Annotated in this window: 22 protein-coding genes; 10 read left to right on the top strand and 12 right to left on the bottom strand. The window is 69.2% G+C overall.

Annotated elements, in window-relative coordinates; translation table 11 throughout:
* Nucleotides 1–69 precede the first annotated feature (69 nt).
* Nucleotides 70–738 carry a DUF4190 domain-containing protein gene (locus ABT313_RS14855; RefSeq protein WP_350852756.1) on the top strand — a complete coding sequence of 223 codons (669 nt, stop codon included), beginning with the start codon at nucleotides 70–72 and terminating at the stop codon, nucleotides 736–738.
* 27 nt (nucleotides 739–765) lie between these two features.
* On the top strand, nucleotides 766–1,845 hold the full coding sequence (locus ABT313_RS14850; protein ID WP_350852753.1) for a DUF4190 domain-containing protein: 1,080 nt from the start codon (nucleotides 766–768) through the stop codon (nucleotides 1,843–1,845).
* Here the strand turns inward: ABT313_RS14850 and ABT313_RS14845 are convergent, their stop codons facing one another.
* Together ABT313_RS14845 and ABT313_RS14840 are read right to left on the bottom strand one after the other, a co-directional pair.
* Nucleotides 1,846–2,400 carry a hypothetical protein gene (locus ABT313_RS14845; protein ID WP_350852750.1) on the bottom strand — a complete coding sequence of 185 codons (555 nt, stop codon included), beginning with the start codon at nucleotides 2,398–2,400 and terminating at the stop codon, nucleotides 1,846–1,848.
* Nucleotides 2,397–2,894, bottom strand: coding sequence for a SigE family RNA polymerase sigma factor (locus ABT313_RS14840; protein WP_350852747.1), 498 nt, complete (start codon nucleotides 2,892–2,894; stop codon nucleotides 2,397–2,399). Before ABT313_RS14840 ends, ABT313_RS14845 begins: the two co-directional genes overlap by 4 nt.
* Before the next feature lie 92 nt (nucleotides 2,895–2,986).
* On the opposite strand from ABT313_RS14840, the gene ABT313_RS14835 reads away from it, so the two are divergent.
* Both ABT313_RS14835 and ABT313_RS14830 read left to right on the top strand, forming a co-directional pair.
* Entirely contained in the window at nucleotides 2,987–3,979 is a 993-nt protein-coding gene (locus ABT313_RS14835) for a PSP1 domain-containing protein (protein WP_350855089.1), read from the top strand.
* The gene (locus ABT313_RS14830; RefSeq protein ID WP_350852744.1) at nucleotides 3,976–5,517 is read left to right on the top strand and encodes an alpha/beta hydrolase; all 1,542 of its coding nucleotides are present in this window, start codon (nucleotides 3,976–3,978) and stop codon (nucleotides 5,515–5,517) included. The genes ABT313_RS14835 and ABT313_RS14830 overlap by 4 nt, the downstream gene beginning before the upstream one ends.
* Here the strand turns inward: ABT313_RS14830 and ABT313_RS14825 are convergent.
* Nucleotides 5,514–6,146, bottom strand: coding sequence for a hypothetical protein (locus ABT313_RS14825; protein ID WP_350852741.1), 633 nt, complete (start codon nucleotides 6,144–6,146; stop codon nucleotides 5,514–5,516). The two genes, ABT313_RS14830 and ABT313_RS14825, sit on opposite strands and share 4 nt — an antisense overlap.
* Nucleotides 6,147–6,235: 89 nt before the next feature.
* Between ABT313_RS14825 and ABT313_RS14820 the strand changes: the two genes are divergently transcribed.
* The gene (locus ABT313_RS14820; RefSeq protein ID WP_350855088.1) at nucleotides 6,236–6,580 is read left to right on the top strand and encodes a sterol carrier family protein; all 345 of its coding nucleotides are present in this window, start codon (nucleotides 6,236–6,238) and stop codon (nucleotides 6,578–6,580) included.
* Between the two features lie 43 nt (nucleotides 6,581–6,623).
* Here ABT313_RS14820 and ABT313_RS14815 read toward each other — a convergent pair whose 3' ends face one another.
* Nucleotides 6,624–7,433, bottom strand: coding sequence for a hypothetical protein (locus ABT313_RS14815; protein WP_350852738.1), 810 nt, complete (start codon nucleotides 7,431–7,433; stop codon nucleotides 6,624–6,626).
* A gap of 185 nt (nucleotides 7,434–7,618) precedes the next feature.
* On the opposite strand from ABT313_RS14815, the gene ABT313_RS14810 reads away from it, so the two are divergent.
* Both ABT313_RS14810 and ABT313_RS14805 read left to right on the top strand, forming a co-directional pair.
* Nucleotides 7,619–8,905, top strand: coding sequence for an MFS transporter (locus ABT313_RS14810; protein WP_350852735.1), 1,287 nt, complete (start codon nucleotides 7,619–7,621; stop codon nucleotides 8,903–8,905).
* Nucleotides 8,906–8,918: 13 nt separating this feature from the next.
* On the top strand, nucleotides 8,919–9,887 hold the full coding sequence (locus tag ABT313_RS14805; RefSeq protein WP_350852732.1) for a hypothetical protein: 969 nt from the start codon (nucleotides 8,919–8,921) through the stop codon (nucleotides 9,885–9,887).
* A gap of 5 nt (nucleotides 9,888–9,892) precedes the next feature.
* Here ABT313_RS14805 and pdxR read toward each other — a convergent pair whose 3' ends face one another.
* Entirely contained in the window at nucleotides 9,893–11,419 is a 1,527-nt protein-coding gene (gene pdxR, locus ABT313_RS14800; protein WP_350852729.1) for a MocR-like pyridoxine biosynthesis transcription factor PdxR, read from the bottom strand.
* Between the two features lie 28 nt (nucleotides 11,420–11,447).
* Here pdxR and ABT313_RS14795 point away from each other — a divergent pair, with 28 nt between their 5' ends.
* Genes ABT313_RS14795 through ABT313_RS14785 form a run of 3 tightly spaced genes read left to right on the top strand, consistent with a single transcriptional unit; the run spans nucleotide 11,448 to nucleotide 13,904 of the window.
* Nucleotides 11,448–12,248, top strand: coding sequence for a methyltransferase (locus ABT313_RS14795; RefSeq protein ID WP_350852726.1), 801 nt, complete (start codon nucleotides 11,448–11,450; stop codon nucleotides 12,246–12,248).
* On the top strand, nucleotides 12,245–12,385 hold the full coding sequence (locus ABT313_RS14790) for a hypothetical protein (protein WP_350852723.1): 141 nt from the start codon (nucleotides 12,245–12,247) through the stop codon (nucleotides 12,383–12,385). Before ABT313_RS14795 ends, ABT313_RS14790 begins: the two co-directional genes overlap by 4 nt.
* Nucleotides 12,386–12,416: 31 nt before the next feature.
* Nucleotides 12,417–13,904, top strand: coding sequence for a CYTH and CHAD domain-containing protein (locus tag ABT313_RS14785; protein WP_350852720.1), 1,488 nt, complete (start codon nucleotides 12,417–12,419; stop codon nucleotides 13,902–13,904).
* Nucleotides 13,905–14,018: 114 nt separating this feature from the next.
* Here the strand turns inward: ABT313_RS14785 and ABT313_RS14780 are convergent, their stop codons facing one another.
* From ABT313_RS14780 to ABT313_RS14750, 7 genes are all read right to left on the bottom strand, one after another.
* Nucleotides 14,019–15,650 carry a monocarboxylic acid transporter gene (locus ABT313_RS14780; RefSeq protein WP_350855085.1) on the bottom strand — a complete coding sequence of 544 codons (1,632 nt, stop codon included), beginning with the start codon at nucleotides 15,648–15,650 and terminating at the stop codon, nucleotides 14,019–14,021.
* Between the two features lie 11 nt (nucleotides 15,651–15,661).
* On the bottom strand, nucleotides 15,662–15,994 hold the full coding sequence (locus ABT313_RS14775) for a DUF485 domain-containing protein (protein ID WP_350852717.1): 333 nt from the start codon (nucleotides 15,992–15,994) through the stop codon (nucleotides 15,662–15,664).
* A 174-nt stretch (nucleotides 15,995–16,168) separates the two neighbouring features.
* On the bottom strand, nucleotides 16,169–17,707 hold the full coding sequence (locus ABT313_RS14770; protein WP_350852715.1) for a sodium/solute symporter: 1,539 nt from the start codon (nucleotides 17,705–17,707) through the stop codon (nucleotides 16,169–16,171).
* On the bottom strand, nucleotides 17,708–18,088 hold the full coding sequence (locus ABT313_RS14765) for a hypothetical protein (RefSeq protein WP_350852712.1): 381 nt from the start codon (nucleotides 18,086–18,088) through the stop codon (nucleotides 17,708–17,710).
* Nucleotides 18,085–18,831: a LytR/AlgR family response regulator transcription factor gene (locus tag ABT313_RS14760; protein WP_350852709.1), complete on the bottom strand. Its 747-nt coding sequence runs from the start codon at nucleotides 18,829–18,831 to the stop codon at nucleotides 18,085–18,087. Before ABT313_RS14760 ends, ABT313_RS14765 begins: the two co-directional genes overlap by 4 nt.
* Nucleotides 18,832–18,840: 9 nt before the next feature.
* Nucleotides 18,841–19,965, bottom strand: a complete 1,125-nt coding sequence (locus ABT313_RS14755) for a histidine kinase (protein WP_350852706.1) — start codon at nucleotides 19,963–19,965, stop codon at nucleotides 18,841–18,843.
* Between the two features lie 17 nt (nucleotides 19,966–19,982).
* A complete protein-coding gene (locus tag ABT313_RS14750) occupies nucleotides 19,983–20,714 on the bottom strand; it encodes a metallophosphoesterase family protein (protein ID WP_350852704.1) in 732 nt (243 codons plus the stop codon).
* Nucleotides 20,715–20,758: the final 44 nt, after the last annotated feature.

The following is a 20,758-nucleotide window of genomic DNA, read 5'->3' as shown; positions in this document are numbered from 1 at the left end:
ACCAGCGGGTCCGATGACTGGGTGTCCGGGTGAAGCAGATCGCTCGGCACTTTCGCCGAACGGACACCGATGAACCAGCCGCCCTCCGAGATCCAGCCTGCGCGGCAGCCGTTGCCGTCGGCTGAGTCATGGCTCGAGGGTGTCCCGACCCCGGCGCAGCAGAAACAGGACAAGTACGCCGTCGCCGCGCTCGCGACCAGCCTGCCCGGGATGGTGCCGATCGCCGTGGTCCTGGCCGCGATCGCGTTGCGGCGGATCAAGCGGACCGGTGGCCGCGGGAAACGGCTCGCGTACGGCGCGTTGCTGGTCTCGCTGGCCTGGGTGATCGCGACCGCGGTCGCGGTGACGCTCAACCTGATCGGCGAACACCGGGAAGGGATCGGCCGGACGGTGTCGATCTCGCAGGTCGCCGTCGGGCGCTGCTTCGACGCCGACCTGGACGCCGATGCGCTGAAGCTGGTGCGGATCGCGGACTGCGCGGTGCCGCACACCGGGGAGGCGTACGCGAAGGTGCGCGCGGCGCTCGTGGGGTTGTCGGTCGCGCAGACCGGGACGGTGGCGACGCAGCAGTGCGCGGGCGCGTTCCTCGAGTTCATCGGCAAGCCGTACGAGCGGTCCGAGCTGGACATGTACTACGTCGTACTGGAAGATCGTGACGTTGCTGACGGCAACGTCCTGTGTCTGGTCGGGATGCCGGGGACCAAGCTGACGGGTACGATGCGCGGATCACAGCGGTAATGCCCGCGGGGGAGCAGTGGGGATAGCGTGACTCAGCCACCGTACGAACCAGAACGTCCGCAGGACAGGCCGCACGACGCCGCCCAGGACGCCACCCGGTCGTTCCCGACCCAGGACCCGACGCAGGTCTTCCCCACCCAGGAGCCGACGCGGGCATTCCCGACGTACGGGCGGCCGGAGCCGACGCAGGCGCAGCAGGCCGGGTCGCCTTGGGTGGCGCCGGGACAACCGCAGCCGCCCGCCGGTCAGCCGCAGTACGGGCCGCCTGGGCAGCCGGCTTATGGGCAACCGGCTTATGGGCAGCCGGCTTATGGGCAGGGGCAGCCGCAGTACGGGGCTTCCGGGCAGCCGCCGTACGGGCCGCAGCCGCCGCATTCGGCGTACGGGCAGGGCTACGGGCCGGGGCAGTATCCGGCGCAGTACGGCCAACCGCCGGCGCCGTACGGATACGGCTACGGCTACACGGGGTCGGGCGGGACGAACGGGCTCGCGGCCGCGGCGCTGGCGACCGGGATCGGCGGGATCTTCATCGGTCTGTCCGCGCCGGTCGCGATCGGTCTCGGCATCGCCGCGCTCGTGCAGATCAACCGCCGCGGGCAGGCCGGCAAGGGGATGGCGATCGCCGGACTGGTGATCGGTTCACTCGTGACGATCGGGTACGTCGTCCTGATCGGGCTCGTGATCGCGCTCGGCTCGTCGTACGACGACGACTACGGCTCGCCCGAACCGGTCTCGTCGTACTCGGCCGGCCCGACGACCAGCGTCGACGACCTGGCCGTCGGTGAATGCTTCGACGATGGCAGCCAGGAGGCCGAGGTCGTCCGCCAGCCGTGCACCCTCGCCCACGACGGCGAGGTCATCGCCGACGTCACTCTTCCCGAGGGCCCGTATCCGGGCGACAACGGCGTGGACAAAGCCGCCGACCGCGCGTGCAGCCCCAGATTCACCAGCTATGTCGGCAAATCCCCCGACGACTCCGAGCTGGATCTCTCGTACTGGACCCCCACCAGGTCCATCTGGGAGGACAACGACCGTCTGGTCGTCTGCGCGGTCTACGGCCCCGACAACGAAAAACTCACCAGCACAGTCAAGAACAGCCACCGCTAGCTAGCGTCGGGCGCTGATCCCGCCGACCATCCACAGGTGTCCGCCGGTGGCGCATTCCCGGCCCGCCCAGGTGTTCTGGAATCTGTCTGCACCTCCGCCGCCGATGGTGAGCGGGGCGCCCGAGTGGGCGACCGGCTTGCCTTCGGCGTCCAGGATTTCGAAGGAGTCCGGAGTTCCGCGGACCGTGTAGCCGCGGGGCCACACGAGAGTCGTGTTCGAGTGACCCGGCCGGACGCATCCGTTGGCGTCGGCGGTCAGCGTTGTCGGGAGAGCTGCTTCCATTCCGCTGAGATTGTCCACGTCGGAGGTGACGATTCGCGGCGGGACGGCGGGTGCCGACGGCCCGGTTGCTGTTGGCGTCTGTGGGCCGGGGTGGACGGCCCACGCGGTACCTGCGATCACGGCTGCGGCAGCCAGGGTTGTGGCGCCGAGTGTGAGGCGTCGGGTTCGGGTGCGGCGGTGGCGGATGCGGTCGGCGACGGCGTCCTCTGCCAGGTCGACGGCGTCGCTTCCCTGGGCGGCTGTGGCTCGGAGCAGGTCTTGTAGGTCTGTCATTGGGTGCTCTCCTCCGGGACGCCGAGTTGGGTGGCGAGTTTGGCCCTGGCGTCGGCCAGGTGGCGCTTCACGGTGCCCTCGGCGCAGCCGAGTTCGTCGGCGATCTCGGTGACGGTCAGGTCCTCGTAGTAGCGCAGTACGACGCAGGCCCGCTGCTTCGGTGACAGGGTCGCGAGCGCTCGCCGTACTTCGTCCGCCACCGCCAGTTGGTCGTCGTCGTGGTGCGGGAGGTCGACCAGCAGGTGGCGGGTCGCGTTCCAGCGCCTGAGTCGGCGGCGGCTGTCGATGTACTGGTTGAGCATCGCGCGGCGCACGTACGCCTCGAGTTCGTTGACGTCCCCACCGATCCGCCGCCGGCTGAACACCCGCGTGAGCGCTTCCTGGACGAGGTCACCGGCCGTACTCGCGTCGCCGGTCAGCAGATAGGCATAGCTCCGGAGCGCGCCGCCCCGCGAGGACAGCAACGCCCGGAACGCAGGCTCCCAGTCGGTCACCCCACCACCCCTCTCATTGATGCAGACGAACAACCGGTCCGCGACGTTGAGGGTCGACCTGAACAATCTGCCAGTACTCTGACGGCGTGGGCATGGTGATGGCGGTGTCGTTCGAGCGGTACGGGCGGCTTTACTACCTGGACCCGGGCGAGTTTCGGCCCCGGGTGGGGGACAAGGTGCTCGTGCCTACTGACGACGGGCCCGAGGTGGCCGAGTGCGTGTGGGCGCCGCAGTACGTCACCGACGAGGTCGGCGGGCTGCCGCTGTGTGCGGGCATCGCGACCGCGAAGGACCTGGATCGCGACGAGCAGAACCGGCAGCGGCGGGCCGACGCGCGGGTGATCGCCAAGCGGACGATCCGGCAGCACGACCTGCCGATGAAGGTGGTCGGGATCGATTTCGTCGACCGGCGGCCGGATGTCGACCAGTTGGTGATCGTGTACTTCTCGGCCCCGCACCGGGTGGATTTCCGTGAACTCGTCCGGGATCTGGCCCGGGCGCTGAGGGCGCGGATCGAGCTCCGGCAGGTCGGCGCGCGCGACGAAGCCCGGTTGCAGGGCGGGATCGGGCCGTGCGGTCGGGATCTGTGCTGCGCGACGTTCCTGAAGGATTTCGAGCCGGTCAGCGTGCGGATGGCGAAGGACCAGGACCTCCCGCTGAACCCGCTGAAGATTTCTGGTGCGTGCGGCCGGCTGATGTGCTGCCTGAAGTACGAGCACCCGCTCTACCAGGAGTTCAACGCGAAGGCCCCGGCGCTGGGGACCGCGGTGGAGACCCCCGCGGGTGATGGAGTGGTGGTCGGGCACAACGTGCCGAGCGACACCGTGGTCGTCCGGTTGGCGGCCTCGGGCCGGCGCTGCGCCTGCAGCCGCGCGGACGTGTGCTCGCCCCGGCAGCAGTACGAGGCATCCAGTACGACGACCCCGGACGCCGCCCCGGTCGAACCAGCCGCCACGCCCGCAGCAGACGCCACGCCCGCAGTGGACGCCGTACCGGAGGAAGAGGCCCGCGAGGAGCGGCGGGCCCGGAAACCGCGCCGGCGCCGCCGCCTGCACCATGACGACGAGGGAGAAACCGCGCAGTGAGATTCCGCAGGTCGACCGTACTGGTGGCAACTCTTGCGGTCCTGGCGAGCGGATGCGGGGTGGCCAGTCGCGCCCAGAACGCGGACGACGGCGCCCCGGCGCCCGGTATCGGCAGCAACCCGCCCAGCGCACCCGTCGGCCCGATCCCGGCCGGGCTGGAGAAGTTCTACCAGCAGAAGCCGGACTGGGAACGCTGCGGATCCAACCAGCAGTGCGCGACCATCCTGGTCCCGCTCGACTACACCAAGCCGGCCGGCCAGACGATCGAGCTGCGGGCGCGGAAGGTGCTGGCGCGGGACCGCGGCGGCCGGCTCGGCACGCTGTTCATCAACCCGGGCGGTCCGGGCGCGTCGGGGCAGGAGTTCGCCGGGCAGGCGCCGATGCTGTTCGGCTCCTCGCTGCTGCGGAAGTTCGACATCATCGGCTGGGACCCGCGCGGGGTCGGCGAGTCCACGCCGGTCAAGTGCCTGGACACCGAACAGCTGGACACGATGATCGCCGCCGACGGCAGCCCGGACAACGCGGCCGAGATCGCGGACCTCGACAAGGAGGCGAAGATCTTCGCCGCCGGCTGTGAGGCGCGCTCCGGCCGCCTGCTGCCGCATCTGTCGACCAAGGACGCGGCGCGCGACATCGACGTACTGCGCGGCATCGTCGGCGACCCGCAGCTGTACTACCTGGGGATGTCGTACGGCACGTACCTCGGCGCGACGTACGCCGAGCTGTTCCCGAAGAACGTCGGCCGGATGGTGCTGGACGGCGCGGTCGACCCGTCGATCACCAACGAGCAGCTGGGGATCGCGCAGGCGAAGGGCTTCGACAAGGCGCTGGACGCGTTCGCGGAGGACTGCGCGCAGCGGTCCTGCAAGCTCGGCAGCAGCAAGACCGAGGTGCTCGCGAAGGTCGACCAGCTGATCAAGGACAGCGACGCGAACCCGCTGCCCGGCGACGGGAACCGCAAGGTCACGCAGGCCCTCGTCATCCTCGGCCTGATCTACCCGCTGTACCTGAAGGACTTCTGGCCGCGGCTCGAGGACGCCGTCGCCGACGGGCTCGCGGGCAACGGCGCCCGCCTGCTCGCGCTCGCCGACGAGTACACCGACCGGCAGCAGAGCGGGTACGCCGACAACTCGAACGAGGTGAACATCGCGATCAACTGCCTCGATCACCCCGATTTCACCTCGATCGCGCAGATCGAGGCGAACCTGCCGGCGTACAAGGCGGCGTCACCGCGGTTCGGCGAGTTCCTCGCCTGGTCGTCGGTGTCGTGCGCGAACTGGCCGGTCAAGCCGGTCAACCAGCCGCACAAGATCAAGGCGGCCGGCGCGAAGCCGATCATGGTCGTCGGTACGACGCGCGACCCGGCCACGCCGTACGAGTGGGCCGTCGGGCTGGCGCACCAGCTGGAAAGCGGTGTCCTGGTTACCCGCGACGGCGACGGACACACGGCATACCTGTCGGGCAACGCGTGCGTGAAGAACGTCGTCGAGAGCTACCTGGTCCAGGGCAACACACCAGCCACCGACATCAAGTGTTAGTTCGGGCGGGTGTCGCCCGGTGCGACCTGCAGGTTGAGGGTGTCGGTCGCATGCTGGAGCACGGCGCGGAGGCCGGCCTCGTCCTGTGGGCGGCCGCCGACGGTGATCTCCACCGCTGTCGTCTTGCCGCCGTCGAGCGAGATCCAGCGTGACAGGCCCATCCGCGGCCCGCGGGACTGGTCGGTGTAGGTGTAGACCAGCGTGCCGTTGTCACGGCTGAGCACCTTCAGGTTGCGCTCGTCGATGCTGTGCTCGCGGCCGGCGACCAGCTGGTCCGGGCTCTGCTTGCTGCCCCGCGTGTCGAACCGGACCTGCCAGACACCGGTCGGGTCGAGGAACTTCGGCCGGGTGCCGTCCTGGGCGCTCTTCCAGCCGGCCGGGACCTCCGCGGACACCGGGTCGTCGTCGGTGCCGAAGTCCTGCACGACGTACTGCAGGGAGCCGGGCTCGAGACAACCGGAACAGGCCGGGGTGCTGGGTGGGGCCGAGGTCACGATCCCCACCGAGGTGTTGTTGTCGGTGGCGAACGGATTGCCGCCGTTGATGGCGAGCACCGCGCCGAACACGGCTACACCGACGGTCATCCCCGCCAGTGTCATCAGCAGCGCCTGGTGCCTGGGCGTGAGCATCCCGACCTCGCTTCCCTCTCTCCTGGCCGATTATCGCTGACGAGAGGGGCGTCACCGCAAACCCGCGCGTACGCTGGCACGTCGTGGAGATGTCCGAACCCGCGTTCCAGCAGGCGTTGCAGCGCTACAACGACGGTACGGCGGAGCGCGCCGACTTGAAACTGCTCACGAAGGAACTGCTGAAACTCTTGGTGGCAAAGGCGCCGGGTCACGCCGTCGAGGTCCGCGTCCCGCCGTACGGCGCGGTGCAGTGCATCGAGGGCCCGCGGCACACCCGCGGTACGCCGGGCGCCGTGATCGAACTCCCGCCGGAGCTGTGGATCGACGTCGCGCTGGGCCGCACCACCTGGGCCGACGCCCGGTCGACCGGCAAACTCCGCGCCAGCGGCGAGCGCACCGACCTGACCGGCCTGCTGCCGCTGGTCCGGGCATGAAAGGAGCCGCGGTGCTCCCCTGTAGCACCGCGGCTCACGATTTTCAGTGGGCGGAGGTGGACCAAACCGCCGTACGGCCGTACACGATGACCAGGCGGCCGTCGTTGTTCATCTGCAGCACGGAGCCCTTGCGGACGGTCTTGCTGGACCACAGGGCCTTCTTGGCGGCGCTGTAGACGACGAAGTTGCCGTCCTGCTGCATGACCGCGAACGCGCCCTTGCTGACCGTCTTGGTGGACCACACCGGGGTCTTGCCGTTCTTGACCATCACGAGGTTGCCGTCGGTCTGCATCTGCAGGCGGAAGATCCGGCTGGGCGAGAACAGCATGTCGTAGGGGTTCAGCAGCCGGCCGGAGCCGAGCGTGCCGATCACCATGTGCCGGAACCAGACCGCCTTGTTGCGGACGTTGTAGATGACCAGGTTGGAGTCGTTCTGGACGGCGAGGTACGCACCGGTGCTGCCGCCGGTGTTGCTGGCCCAGACCGGCGTACGGCCGGAGATGACGACCAGGTTGCCGTCGCGCTGCATGATCAGGCTCGAGGACTTGCGGTTCGTCGCCGAGGCCCACAGCGCGGTGCGGCCCTTGTAGAGGACGGCGTTGCCGTCGGTCTGCATGATGAGCGTGTAGATCCCGTTGGGCGAGCGACGGTACTGGCCCGGCTTCAGGTACTCACCCGGCTTCAGCACCGCCGACACGGCGGTCGTGGCAGTGGCCGAAGTGGCCGAAGTGGCCGACGTGGTCGCCGTACCGGCGGCGTGGGCGGCCGGCGGAACAAGCAGCGTGGCACCGGCGGCAGCGCCCGCGGCGAGCGTGGCGAGCAGCCGGGTGCGTGCCGACTTGATCGAGATCATGCGGTTCGTCTCCGTTTCCCGAGAACCGGCCGGGCGGTCCCGGCCGGTGAGATTGACGCCCTGGGCAACCAATCGGTTCCACGCTAGGGCGCTCGGAGGGTCGCGGCCCGACGATTCGACGGTGCTCGAAAGGCTGGTGGGAAATCAGGTTCGTCGCTACCGGTAGGACCTGTCACTATGTTGCGGTGGCAGCAAGTCTCCGCACGCGACTGGCCCGGTTGCGCGTCGATCTGACCCCGTGGCGTGGTTCCCGTGACTTCCGCATCCTGCTGGTCTCCGGATCGGTGTTCTTCCTCGGTGGCATGGTCGGATACGTCGCCCTGCCGTACCAGCTGTACCAACTGACCGGATCGAACTTCGCCGTCGGCGCGATGGGTCTGGTGACGATCGCACCACTCGTCGTGTTCGGTCTGTACGGCGGTGCCCTGGCCGACCACGTCGAGCGCCGCAAGCTGCTCGTCGGCACCGGGATCGCCCAAGTCGTGATCTCCGCGCTGATGGTGACCAACACGCTGCTCGCACACCCGCAGGTCTGGCTGATCTACGTCTGCGGCGCGCTGAACGCCGTCGCCTCGTCGCTGCAGCGGCCCTCGCGGGAGGCGCTCCTGCCGCGCGTGGTCCGCCACCAGGAGATCCCGGCCGCGGTCGCGCTGAGCTCGCTGACCTCACAGGTCGGCCAGCTCGCCGGTCCCGCGCTGGGCGGCGTCCTGGTCGGTACGGCGGGCGTGACCTGGGCGTTTGCCATCGAGCTGACCGGGATCGTCTTCGCGACGTTGCTCTACTCCCGGCTCGGTTCGTACAAGGCCGGGGACCACACCACCGCGCCGAGTCTGCGCGCGATCGGCGGCGGGATCATGTACGCGTTCCGCCGCAAGGACCTGCTGGCGACGTACCTGGTGGACATGGTCGGGATGTTCCTGGCGATGCCGATCGTGCTGTTCCCGGCGTTCGCGACCGACATCCTGAAGGAGCCGAAACTGCTCGGTCTCCTGTACAGCGCCGAGGCGATCGGCGCGATGTGCGCTTCGCTGACCAGCGGCTGGGCCAAGCACGTCCATCACCAGGGCCGGGCGGTGGTGCTGGCCACGATGGGCTGGGGCGCCGCGGTCGGTATCGCCGGGCTGGCGCCGAACATCTGGTTCGCGATCGGGTTCTTCGCGCTGGCCGGGGCTGCCGACATGGTGTCGGTGCTGTTCCGCTCGGTGATCTGGAACCAGACGATCCCCGACGAGATGCGCGGCCGGCTGGCCGGGATCGAGATGCTCGGGTACTCCCTCGGCCCGCTCGGCGGCCAGGCGCGCTCCGGTCTGGTCGCCGACCTCACCAGCGTCCGGACGGCGATCGTCAGCGGCGGCGCACTGTGCGTCATCGGCGTGGTCGGCACCGCCGCCTGGCTGCGCGAGTTCTGGCGGTACGACGCCCGTACCGACGAACACGCCGTCCGCGAAAGGGACCTCCGCGCCGCCCGTTAGGCTTCCAGTCATCATGCGAATCCGCCGGGTAGTGACCGCTGGGCTGGTGGCTGCGCTGCTCGCGGGCTGTAGCGGACCCGGGCAGGAGGACGCGCCGAGTGCGCCGCCGCTGGTGTCGGTTTCGCAGACGCCTTCGGAGACCCCGTCGGACACGCCGTCCGCGACACCGTCGACCGGTTCGAAGCTCGCGGAGACGCTGTGCGTGCGGATGGATTCCGCGCTGGTGATGTCGACGCTCGGTCTGCCGGTCGCGAACATCCAGCCGGAGACGCCACCGGTCGACTTCGGCCTTCCGACGTACGACGTCTGTCAGCTGACGCTCAGCACGGCGTCGAACGGGCCGGTGCTGAAGGTCGAGACTTCGGTGCTTCCGGCAACAAAGGCGACGTTGGCGGCGACGCAGCGGGCCTATGCGGCGACGAAGAAGGAGCCGGCCAAGCCGGCGCTGCTGGGCGACGGCGGGTACGGCACGAGCACGTTCGTCGTGTTCCTGCTGAACGGCCGGCTGTACAAGATCACCGGACCCAAGGCGACGCTCGCCAAGTACGTCGTGCTGGGTCAGGACGCGATCGCGCAGGCGCCGGGTCTGCCGGATCCCGAACTGTTGATCACCCGGCCGGACTGTGAGCGCGGCACGTCCGCGGCCGAGAAGGTGATGGACGGCCCGGCGATGGTCCGGCGGGACGGCGAGACCGCCCTCGGCGACCCGGTCTGCGGCTGGATCACCGCGACGAGCGTGCTGTACACCTCGGTCCGCCGTACGCCGCAGGCGAAGGCCCTGATGGTCCCGATCCGCAAGGCCGCGACCTCCCAGTCCCTCCCGCTCGGCGACGAGGGGTACGTCGACACCGCCACCGGCCGCACCACGATCCGCGTCGGCGACGACAAACTCGTCGACCTGGTGCCGCTGCCGGCACGCGCGATCAACCCGGACCTGATGACCCAGTTCGCGCTCTCGATGGCCCAGCTCTACACCCGCTGAGACCGCTACCCGTTCTTCGGTACGGATCCGGCCTCGGCGATCGTGGCGATGGCCTCGGTGATCTCGGTCGGGGTGCGGGCGGCGTAGCCCAGGACGAGGCCGGGGGCGTGCGGGAGTTGGCTGTGCCAGGACAGGGGATGGGTTTTGACTCCCTTGGCCAGGGCTGCCGCGGCCAGGTCGGCGTCGTCGGTGGGGTCGTCGAAGGTGATCGTGAGGTGCAGGCCCGCGGCGGCACCGTGAATGGTTGCGGTGGGCAAGTAGTTGTGGATGGCGGCGACCATCGCGTCCCGGCGGACGCGGTGCCGGCGGCGGAGGAAGCGCAGGTGGCGTTCGAGTTCGCCGGACTCCATCAGGTGGGCGAGCGTGAGCTGCGGAAGTGCCGCGTTGCCGAGGTCGGCCAGGCGCTTGCGGCCGATGAGTTCGTCCTTGTACTGCGAGGGAGCGAGCATCCAGCCGATTCGCAAGGACGGTGCGAGGAGCTTGGAGATGCTGCCCGCGTAGACGATTCGGTCGGCCAGCATCGCGCGGAGTGCGGGGACCGGCGGGCGGTCGTACCGGTGTTCGGCGTCGTAGTCGTCCTCGATGATCAGCCCGCCCTCGGCTGCCCACCGGATCAGCTCGCGACGACGTTCACCGTCGAGCACGACGCCGGTCGGGAAGTGGTGGGCCGGCGTCACCATCACCACGCCGGCTCCGGATTCCCGCAGTACGTCGACCTGCAGGCCGCGGTCGTCGACGGGGATCGGCGGGGTCTGCATACCCCAGTTCTGCAGGTGCTGCCGGGATCCGAGCGAGCCCGGATCCTCGACGGCGATCTCGTGTACGCCGCGCTGCGCGAGCACCTGCGCCACCAGCCCGATCGCCTGCGCCACACCGGCCACGACGATCACGTCGTCCGGGTCCGCAGCGATCCCGCGGTTGCGCGCGAGCCAGTTGGCGACGGCTCCCCGGAGGGCAGGCGTCCCCGCCGGATCGCCGTACCCGAAGCTTGCCGACTCCAGGTCTTTGAGCACCGCCCGCTCAGCCCGCAGCCAGGCCGCCCGCGGAAACGCCGCCAGATCTGGCACCCCCGGCGTGAGGTCGATCCTTGCCGGTGCCGCCCGGAGGTTGTCGAAGATCTCGAGGCCGGGACCACTCAGATCTGCAGATGGACAGGAGGCGTCGCCCGTTCCACTCTCTTCTGCCGGTGTGCCAGGCGGGCGAGGAGGTGTACGTAGACGACTACGTCCTGTCGAGTTGCCGGTGCCCACCACAACCGTGCCGGCGCGGCCTCGGCCGGTGACGTGGCCGTCCTCGGTGAGGCGTTGGTAGGACTCGGTGACTATGCCTCGGGAGATGCCGAGGTCGGTGGCGAGGGTGCGGGTGGCGGGGAGGCGGGTGCCGACCGGGAGGTGGCCGGTGGCGATCGCGGTGCGGAGGCGGTCGGTGAGCCAGTCCGCGAGACCGCCGGGCGGCGCCTCGGCCGGATCCAGTTGCAGGAAGTCGGCGCCTCCATTGGACCGACCACTTCTCCCCGGATTGGACCTGTTCACAGGACCATTGTCGTCGGATCTTAGAAGTATGGGAACTGACTACGTCCACGGCTACACCCCGGCGGAGACCCGCCGCCTGGCTGACCAGGCCGGAACGCTCGCCGACCTCCTCCACGGCGGCACCACCTACCCGGCCGGCAGCCGAGTGCTGGAAGCAGGCTGCGGAGTCGGCGCGCAGACCGTACAGCTGGTCACCCGCAGCCCCGGCATCGAACTCGTATCCCTCGATGTCTCCGAAGAATCGCTCGCCCAGGCGAAGGCCCGCGTCGCCGTCCACGCGCCGGACGCGACAGTCGACTGGCGCCACGCGGACCTCCACGACTTGCGCGGCGAGAAGTTCGACCACATCTTCGTCTGCTTCGTCCTCGAGCACCTCGCGGATCCGGGCAAGGCTCTCGTCAACCTGCGCGACCTGCTGAACCCCGGCGGCACGATCACGGTGATCGAAGGCGACCACGGCTCCGCCATCTATCACCCGCGCAGCACGCGGGCCCAAGCCGCCGTCGATTGCCTCGTCGACCTCCAGGCCGAGGCGGGCGGCGACTCGCTCATCGGCCGGCGCCTCCAGCCGCTCCTCGAGCAGGCCGGGTACGGCGGCGTACACGTCGAGCCACGGACCGTGTACGCCGACCAGACGCTCCCGCACCTCGTCGACGGCTTCACCCGCAAGACGTTCATCGCGATGGTCGAGTCCGTCCGGGACCGCGCGATCGCGGCCGGCCGCCGTACCGAGGCCGAGTGGGCCGCGGGCATCCGCGACCTCGAGCGGACCGCCGAGCCCGGCGGCACCTTCCACTACACGTTCTTCAAGGGAGTTGGTCGCACATGATCGCCCTACTCGTCCTCGTCGCAGCGGTCTGCCGGGCCCTGAATCGCAACCAGCGCAGACAGATCCGCACGACCGTCAACGGCATCGAGGACCGCGACCTGCAACGACTTGTCGCCGATCTCCGCGCACTAACCTGACCAGTTCATGAACGCCTGGTAAACAGGGGGTATGCCGGGAACTGAGCAGCTAGAGATCGAGACGAAGTACGACGTCGACGACAGCGTGATCCTGCCGGCGCTGCACGAGCTGCCCGGGGTCGCGAGCGTCGCCCAACCCGTCGAGCTCGATCTCGAGGCGGTGTACTACGACACCGCCGACCTCGACCTGGCCGCTAACAAGGTGACGCTGCGCCGGCGTACCGGTGGTGAGGACGACGGCTGGCATGTGAAGTTCCCGGTGTCGTCGGGTGAGCGGCTCGAGGTCCACCACCCGCTCGGGCGATCGGTGCGCAGTGTGCCGATCGCAGTCGTCCGCACGGTTCGGGTGCATGCGCGCGATCACGCGCTGGTACCGGTGGTGAGTCTGCGGACGAGGCGGATCGTCCACCGCCTGCTCGACGCGGACGGCGCCGTACTCGCGGAGGTCGCCGACGACAGCGTGACCGCGACGGTCGAGGGCGGAGAGCCGGAGAGCTGGCGCGAGTGGGAGGTCGAGCTGGTCTCCGGGGACAAGCAGTTGCTCGAGGACGCCGGTGAGCTGCTGCGGTCGGCCGGCGCGCGGCCCGCGAGCGGTCCGAGCAAGCTGGCACGGGCGCTCGGCAAGCGGGTGCCGTCGACCGTGGACTGGACGCTGCCGAAGAAGCCGCGGACGTCCGATGTGTTCCGGGCGTACGCCGCTGCGCAGGTGCAGGCGATCCACGAGCGGGACCCCGAGGTACGGCGTGACGTCCCGGACTCGATCCACAAGTTCCGGGTTGCGACGCGGCGGCTGCGGTCGGCGCTGGCTACGTACCGTCCGGTGATCGATCGCGAGGCCGGTGACGAGCTCCGGGCCGAGCTGAAGTGGCTGGCGGGTGAGCTCGGGGTCGCGCGGGATGCGGAGGTGCAGCGCGAGCACTTCGCGGCCGAGGTTGCGGAGCAGCCGGTCGAGCTCGTGATCGGCCGTGTCGCCGGACGGATCGACGACCACCTGCGCCGGGTCTACAAGGACGGCCGCGCGGGTGCGCTCGCGGCGCTCGAGAGCGAGCGGTACTTCCGGCTGCTCGATGCCTTGGACGAGCTGATCGCGAAGCCGCCGGTGACCGGCGACGACCGTAAGGCGAGCAAGCAGATCGACGACATCCTCGGCCACGACCGCAAGCGGATGCGGAAGGCGGTCAAGCGCTCGCAGGCCGCGGAGACGGTGGCCGGGCAGGACCACGAACTCCACGAGGTCCGCAAGGCCGCCAAGCGGTTGCGGTACGCCGCGGAGTCCGCCGTACCCGTCCTGGGTGACGAGGCGTCGGCGCTGGCCGCTCGGGCCGAAGAGGTCCAGGAGATCCTCGGCGAACACCAGGACTCGGTTGTCTCTCGCGAGCTCCTCCACCAGCTCGCCCTGGAGGTCTTCGCCGACGGCGGCAACCCCTTCACCTTCGGCCGGCTGCACGCCGCTGAAGAGATCCGCGGCAACACCTCTCGAGACGCCTTCTACAAACTCTGGCCCACCCTCGGGTTCTGACGGCCGGCCCTGGAACGTGATCCGGGCGGTCAGGTACTCGCCTACCTGGCCGCCCGGAGTTTGGGGCTGTCAGGCAGGTCCGCGTCGATTCAGCAGGGCCTGCCTGACAGGTCTTTAGTGTTGGACCGCCTTCTCGGCGCCGGCGCCGGTGAGGGAGCGGACCTCCATTTCGGCGAAGCGGTCGACGTCGACCGGCTCCTTGCTGGTGACGGTTCCGAGCCAGCCGAGGACGAAGGCCAGCGGGATCGTCACGATGCCCGGGTTGTCGAGCGGGAACCAGTGGAAGTCGATGCTCGTGTCGGTGATCATCGACAGGCTGGCGCCGGTCTTCTTGTCGACCTTGCCGGAGACGACCGGGCTGAACACGATCAGGATGATCGTCGAGGCCAGGCCGCCGTAGATGCTCCAGAGGGCGCCGCGAGTGTTGAAGCGCCGCCAGAACAGCGAGTACAGGATCGTCGGCAGGTTCGCACTTGCCGCGACCGCGAACGCCAGTGCCACCAGGAACGCGATGTTCTGGCCGTTGGCGAAGATACCGCCGATGATCGCGACGATGCCGATCACGACCGCGGTGTACCGCGCGACGCGGACCTCGCCGTCACCGCTGATCTGGCCCTTCTTGATGATCTGGCCGTAGATGTCGTGGGCGAACGACGTACTCGCGGTGATCGTGAGGCCCGCCACCACGGCGAGGATCGTGGCGAACGCGACCGCGGAGATGACGCCGAGCAGGACCTCGCCGCCGAGTTCGAACGCGAGCAGCGGTGCGGCCGAGTTCGCCTTGCCCGGTGCGGCCTTGATCCGGTCCGGGCCGACGATCGCGGCAGCGCCGTACCCGAGGACGAGCGTGAACAGGTAGAAGATGCCGATGATCCAGATCGCCCAGCTGACGCTGCGGCGGGCTTCCTTCGAGTCCGGAACCGTGTAGAAGCGCATCAGCACGTGCGGGAGACCGGCGGTGCCGAGCACCAGCGCGAGAGCCAGTGAGATGAAGTCCAGCTTGGTGACGCCGGTGGCGCCGTACTGCAGGCCGGGCGACAGCAGCTTCTCGCCGGCGGCCGGGCTCTTGTCGACGGCCGCGCCGAGCAGGCTGGACAGGTTGAAGGCGTACTTCGCGAGCACCCAGAGCGTCATGATGCCGGCGCCGATGACGAGCAGCACGGCCTTGACGATCTGCACCCAGGTGGTGCCCTTCATGCCGCCGACCAGGACGTAGGTGATCATCAGGATGCCGACCACGGCGATCACGATGCTCTGTCCGGCCCGGTGGCTGACGCCGAGCAGCAGCGCGACCAGACCGCCGGCGCCTGCCATCTGCGCCAGCAGGTAGAAGAAGCAGACGACGAGGGTCGAGATCGCGGCCGCCATCCGGACCGGCCGCTGCTTGAGCCGGAACGACAGGACGTCGGCCATCGTGAAGCGGCCGGTGTTCCGTAGTAGCTCGGCAACTAGTAGCAGTGCCACTAGCCACGCGACGAGGAAGCCGATCGAGTACAGGAAGCCGTCGTACCCGTTCAGTGCGATCGCGCCGGCGATGCCGAGGAACGAGGCGGCGGACAGGTAGTCGCCGGAGATCGCGATGCCGTTCTGCGGGCCGGTGAACGAGCGGCCGCCGGCGTAGAAGTCGGCCGCGGTCTTGTTGTTGCGGGAGGCCCGGAACACGATCGCCAGCGTGGCCACCACGAACAACGCGAAGATGACGATGTTGACGGTCGGGTTGCCGATGTCTGTTGCCAGCGGCAACATCAGTGGGGCGGTCACTGGACTTCTCCCTCGATCTGGTGGCGCAGCTTCTCGGCATCCGGGTCGAGCCGGCGGTCGGCCCAGCGGACGTAGATCAGCGTGATCGCGAACGTCGACACGAACTGGCCGAGCCCGAACAGCAGCGCGACGGTGATGTTGCCGCCGACCTTGTGCGACATGAAGCCGTGTGCGTAGTCGGCGAGCAGGACGTAGACGAAGTACCAGACCAGGAACAGGGCGGTCATCGGGAACACGAACCGCCGGAACCGGCGACGCAGTTCGGAGAAGTCCGGCGACAGCTGGACATCCCGGTACGTCGTGAGCTCCGGATCGCGCGTATCACTCATCGGCGAGCCTCCAGGTGGATCGAGCCGGGCGGAAGAGGCCGGGCACGTCGTACTGTGGCGTGCGTCACCAGCCGCCGACAGCACCGGCGCGCATCGAGCGCTCAGCGGAGCAGACCAGTCGCTCGGTGGATCGGTCAGCTGCGCCGAGCGGTAGGAATCACACGACGAGCGGTCTCACCGCGACGGCAGGCCGCGGTCGACGTCGACGGCCTCCGGGGTGTGCAGGCGGACCATGCTGCGGGCGGTGCCGGCCGGGATGCGGTCCGGGGTGAGCTTCGAGACCACGATGACGGTGACGAACGCGAGCGGCATCGTCCACGCGGCCGGCTGCCCGACGAGCGCGCGGGGCCAACCACCTTGCGGCGCACCTGCCACGTTGATCAGCGCGGCGGCGCTGGCGGCGATCCCGCCGACGACCAGCCCGGCTGCCGCGCCGGTCGTCGACATCCGCCGCCACCAGATCCCCAGCACCAGTAGAGGGCAGAACGTCGACGCAGCAAGGGCAAACGCGAGCCCGACGGTGTCCGCGAGACTCAACGCGCCGGTCACCGTGAACGCCAAGTAGGGCACGACCATCGCGATCAGCGCCGCGATCCGGAAGCTGTTCACTGCGACGTAATCGCCGCCCGTCCACTCGCGCAACCGGCTCCGCAGCAGATCCTGGTCGATCACCCCGGCGATCGCGACCGTCAACCCCGACGACGTCGACAGGAACGCCGCGAACGCCCCGGCGGCGACCAGTGCACCGAGCAGATCCCCTGCTGTACCAGGGAAAACACGTCCAGGCAGCTCGAGTACGACGGTGTCCCCACCGCTGGCCACCAGGTCGGGCGCGAACGTTCGCCCGAGGACGGCGTACATCGGTGGGAAGAGGTAGAACAGGCCGAGCAGCGCGAGCACGACGACCGTCGTACGGCGGGCCGCGCGGCCGTCCGGGTTGGTGTAGAAGCGGACCAGGACGTGCGGGAGCCCCATCGTCCCGAAACAAAGGGCCAGGAGCAACGAATAGGTCGCGTACAGCGGATGGTCGCGACCGCCGGCGCGCGACAACGGCTCGGCCCAGGTGGCGGCCGCGCCGTGGAGTGAGTCGAGTACGCCGGTCGGCTGGTGCCACGCGAGCAGGATCACGAAGATTGGCGCCGCCAACGCTGTCAGCTTCAGCCAGTACTGGAACGCCTGCACGAAGGTGATCGAGCGCATCCCGCCCGCGGCTACGTTGATCACCACGATCACCGCGACGATCATCGCCCCGACCTGCGGCGGCGCCCCGGTGACGGTTTGGACGGCGAGGCCGGCACCGTGCAGCTGCGGGAGGAGGTAGAGCGTGCCGATGCCGACCACGAGTCCCGCGCAGATCCGGCGTACGGCGGCGGACTCGAAGCGGGTCTCGGCGAAATCGGGCAGCGTGTACGCGCCGGACCGGCGCAGGGGAGCCGCCACCAGGACCAGCAGCATCAGGTAGCCGACGGTGTAGCCGACCGAGAACCACAGCATGTCGGCGCCGTTCACCAGCACCAGACCGGCGACGCCGAGGAACGACGCGGCCGACAGGTACTCGCCGCTGATCGCCGAGGCGTTCCAGCGCGGACTGACCGCACGACTGGCGACGTAGAAGTCGCTCGTCGTCCGCGAGATCCGCAGCCCGAACAACCCGATCCCGATCGTCGCCGCAACCACCAACCCGATCGCACTCAAACTGATTGCCGACGACATCTATTTCCGTCCGACGAACTCGGTGAACTCGGCCTCGATCCGCTCGGCGTGGCGGACGTAGACGCGGGCGGCGACGTACACGACCGGGTAGACCAGGATGCCGAGGATCACCCACGGCAACGGCAGGCCGAAGATGGACAGGGTCCTGGTCGGCGGGACGAGCCAGAAGAGCAGCGGGATGCTGCCGAGGACGAGTACTACGCCGCCGATGACGGCCAGCGCCAGCCGGAGCTGCGACTGCACCAGCGAGAGCATGTAGATCTCACCGAGCCTGGTCTGCTCGTCGATCTCGCGCGTGCCGGTGGGGATGATCGGACGCCGTGCCGCGCTGGTACGCGGGCTCGTGACCCGGACCCGCCGCGGCCCTTCCGGAGTGCTCATCGCAACGACGTCGATCGGACCAGGAGGTCGCGTAGCTCGCGGGTGTGCCGTCGGCTCACCGGGAGCCAGTCGCCGCCGACGCGGACCGCACACCGGCCGCCGTCGACCCGCATCTCATCGATGTGGGCCAGTGCGACCAGGGTGCTGCGGTGGATCCGTGTGAACCCGGCGTCGCGCCAGCGCTCCTCCAGCGTGCTGAGCGGGATGCGGACCAGGTGTGAGTTCTGGCCGGTGTGCAGACGGGCGTAGTCGCCCTGCGCCTCGACGTACCGGACTGTCGAACGCAGGACGAACCGGGTGACGCCGGCCAGCTCTACCGAGATCGTCTCGTCCTCGGTGTCGTCCGGCGACTGCAGCGCGGCCGGTGCGCCCGCGGTGACGACCCGGCGTACCGCCTCGGCCAGGCGCTCGGCCCGGACCGGCTTCATGACGTAGTCGGCCGCGTCGAGCTCGAAGGCGGCCACGGCGTGTTCGTCGTACGCGGTGACGAAGACGATCCGCGGACGCGGCTGGCGGAACTTGGACAGCACACTGGCCAGGTCGATGCCGTCCAGACCGGGCATCTTGATGTCGCAGAACACCACGTCCAGGTCGGAGGCCTGCAGGATCTTCAGCGCCTCCGGGCCGTCGGACGCGGTCTTGATCTCTCCGATCCGCGGGTCCTGGCTCAGCAGATACACCAGCTCGGCACGGGCGGGCTCCTCGTCATCCGCGACCAGGACGCGCAAGGGAGTGTCGGCCATGCCCTCACACTAAGGGGACGCGTGCACACCTGAGGAGTATTTGGGGATGCGGAAAGTTACCTTCGTGCCCGCGTCCAGTGCGGTCTCCACGACCAGGCCGTACGCGTCGCCGTACACCTGCCGCAGCCGGGCGTCGACGTTGCCGAGGCCGACCGAGTCGCTACCGGTCTCGCCGGACAGGGCGGCCCGGATCACCTCGGGGTCGCTGCCGGCGCCGTCGTCCTCCACGCTGATCTCTGCCTCGTTGATCCGGTCCCGGGCGCGGATCGTGATCGAGCCGGCCCCGGCCTCGAGCCCATGCCGTACTGCGTTCTCCACCAGCGGCTGGACGACAAGGAACGGGATGACCACCGGCAGCACCTCCGGCGCGATCTGCAGCGACACCTTGAGCCGCTCGCCGAAGCGGGCCTGCTCCAGCACCAGATAGCGCTCCACGTTGCGCAGCTCGTCAGCCAGCGTGGTGAACTCGCCGCCGCGCCGCAGTGCGTACCGGGAGAAGTCAGCGAACTCCAGGAGGAGCTCTCGCGCCCGCTCGGGATCTGTGCGGACGAACGACGCTATAGCGGCCAGAGCGTTGTAGATGAAGTGTGGGCTGATCTGGGCGCGCAGTGCCCGCAGCTCTGCCTCCATAGCCCGCGTACGTTCCTTGTTGAGCTCTGCAAGCTCCACCTGGCCCGAGACCCACCGCGCGACCTCCTCGGTCGCCCTGACCAGGGCAGCGGAGGTGTTGTTGCTGTACGCGACCAGTACGGCGACCACGCGCTCCTCGGTGACGATCGGCGCGACCACGGCCGTACGGATCGGGCACTGCGGATCGCCACAGGCCACGTCGTGTGCACCTAGTACTGCGGTTCGGCCCGAGCGGAGTGTCGGCGCGGCGAGGTCCTTGGCGTCACGGCGGTGGTTGCTCTCGTACGGTCCGCCGACGCCGTCCCACGCCAGTACGCCGGACGAGTCGCAGATCGCGATGGCCGCCGTACCGAGGAGGTCCCTGAGGTGGCGGCTCGCTTTGCCTGCCGCTGCCGGCGTCAGACCTTCGCGCAGGTGCGGGCTGGCCAACGAGGCGGTATGGAGGGTCGCATACGTCGCCTTGTCGGCCGGAGTCCCGAAATGCTTCCTCCGCCGCGCGAACACCCCCTGACGGTAACCGGTCAGCCCTCCGCACGCGGCCTGAAAGCCTCCAGCGCCTCCGTGTCGGAGTAGGTGCTCAGCAGGTACTCCGCAACCCACGCCTCGCGCCCTGGGTACGTCGACTCGCGCACGATCCGGTCCGCTGCCGCGGCGGCGTCCAGCGCGGATCGACGCAGTTGTACGGCGTCCTCGGTGAGCAACGCCCAGCTCGGACCGGGTGCGCCGTACGGCATGCCGACGCTGCCTGCGTTCACTACCAGGCGCCGATCGACCTGACGGGCGAACGGCATGTGCGTGTGGCCGCACACGACCGTCCTGACCTCAGCGGGCAGCCCGCTGAACACCGTGGCCCACCGCGAGATCGGACTGTCGACCAGCACCATCTCCTCGTCGTCGCGCGGAGTGGCGTGGCAGTACAGCGCTTCTCCGATTGTCACGGTGGTGGGCAGTCCGGCCAGCAGCTCGACCTGGTCCGGCCGCAGCTGCTCCGCAGCCCATGGACTCACCTCGTCCGGCGGCTTGGCGTCGTACGTCCCCCGAGCCATCTCGACCAGCTCCCGGTCCGCGTTACCGCGCACCCACACCGCCCGATCGCCCAGCGCCGTCAAGACATCCAGTGTCTCCACTGGCTGCGGCCCACTGGCGATGTCCCCAGCCAGCACGATCAGATCAGCATCCTGAGCATCCGCCAGCACTGCCTCCAACGCGGGCAGCACCCCATGAATGTCAGCCAGTACGGCAACCGTGGTCATACCCGCAGTCTGCCGTGAAAACCCTTGCTGCAAAGGGACATCTG

It is taken from the genome of Kribbella sp. NPDC000426 (assembly GCF_040300265.1).
In the GTDB taxonomy this organism is placed as follows: Bacteria; Actinomycetota; Actinomycetes; order Propionibacteriales; family Kribbellaceae; genus Kribbella.
The sequence above is the reverse complement of the archived record's forward strand: the minus strand, read 5'-3'. Positions and strand labels throughout refer to the sequence as shown.

Bases quoted from the DNA above. Each gene is read 5' to 3' on its own strand.
- ABT313_RS14855 (WP_350852756.1), top strand. From the start codon at position 70: ATGAACCAGCCGCCCTCCGAGATCCAGCCTGCGCGGCAGCCGTTGCCG.
- ABT313_RS14845 (WP_350852750.1), bottom strand. From the start codon at position 2,400: ATGACAGACCTACAAGACCTGCTCCGAGCCACAGCCGCCCAGGGAAGC.
- ABT313_RS14835 (WP_350855089.1), top strand. From the start codon at position 2,987: ATGGTGATGGCGGTGTCGTTCGAGCGGTACGGGCGGCTTTACTACCTG.
- ABT313_RS14825 (WP_350852741.1), bottom strand. From the start codon at position 6,146: ATGCTCACGCCCAGGCACCAGGCGCTGCTGATGACACTGGCGGGGATG.
- ABT313_RS14820 (WP_350855088.1), top strand. From the start codon at position 6,236: ATGTCCGAACCCGCGTTCCAGCAGGCGTTGCAGCGCTACAACGACGGT.
- ABT313_RS14815 (WP_350852738.1), bottom strand. From the start codon at position 7,433: ATGATCTCGATCAAGTCGGCACGCACCCGGCTGCTCGCCACGCTCGCC.
- ABT313_RS14805 (WP_350852732.1), top strand. From the start codon at position 8,919: ATGCGAATCCGCCGGGTAGTGACCGCTGGGCTGGTGGCTGCGCTGCTC.
- ABT313_RS14795 (WP_350852726.1), top strand. From the start codon at position 11,448: ATGGGAACTGACTACGTCCACGGCTACACCCCGGCGGAGACCCGCCGC.
- ABT313_RS14790 (WP_350852723.1), top strand. From the start codon at position 12,245: ATGATCGCCCTACTCGTCCTCGTCGCAGCGGTCTGCCGGGCCCTGAAT.
- ABT313_RS14785 (WP_350852720.1), top strand. From the start codon at position 12,417: ATGCCGGGAACTGAGCAGCTAGAGATCGAGACGAAGTACGACGTCGAC.
- ABT313_RS14780 (WP_350855085.1), bottom strand. From the start codon at position 15,650: ATGTTGCCGCTGGCAACAGACATCGGCAACCCGACCGTCAACATCGTC.
- ABT313_RS14775 (WP_350852717.1), bottom strand. From the start codon at position 15,994: ATGAGTGATACGCGCGATCCGGAGCTCACGACGTACCGGGATGTCCAG.
- ABT313_RS14770 (WP_350852715.1), bottom strand. From the start codon at position 17,707: ATGTCGTCGGCAATCAGTTTGAGTGCGATCGGGTTGGTGGTTGCGGCG.
- ABT313_RS14765 (WP_350852712.1), bottom strand. From the start codon at position 18,088: ATGAGCACTCCGGAAGGGCCGCGGCGGGTCCGGGTCACGAGCCCGCGT.
- ABT313_RS14760 (WP_350852709.1), bottom strand. From the start codon at position 18,831: ATGGCCGACACTCCCTTGCGCGTCCTGGTCGCGGATGACGAGGAGCCC.
- ABT313_RS14750 (WP_350852704.1), bottom strand. From the start codon at position 20,714: ATGACCACGGTTGCCGTACTGGCTGACATTCATGGGGTGCTGCCCGCG.